Raw genomic sequence first — 266 nt, 5'->3', positions numbered from 1 at the left:
ACCGACAACTGCGTACCGATCGAGCCGTAACCGACGATACCCAGCTTTTTGCCGCGGATTTCGAAGGAGTTGGCCGCGCTTTTGATCCAGCCGCCACGGTGGCAGGAAGCGTTCTTCTCTGGGATGCCGCGCAGCAGCAGGATGGCCTCGGCCAGCACCAGTTCCGCCACGGAACGGGTGTTGGAGTACGGTGCGTTGAACACCGCGATGCCGCGCTCGCGCGCTGCGTTGAGGTCGACCTGGTTGGTGCCGATGCAGAAACAGCC

1 protein-coding gene is annotated in these 266 nt (G+C 63.2%); it reads right to left on the bottom strand.

Annotated features, from left to right (window positions below; all coding sequences use genetic code 11):
• The coding region (locus tag AC3XQU_RS24060; RefSeq protein ID WP_489876644.1) for an NAD(P)-dependent oxidoreductase at positions 1-266 on the bottom strand (266 nt) is incomplete at both ends.

The sequence above is a fragment of the Telluria sp. AZSoR62 genome, assembly GCF_058111565.1.
This window is presented reverse-complemented; position numbering and strand designations above follow the sequence as displayed.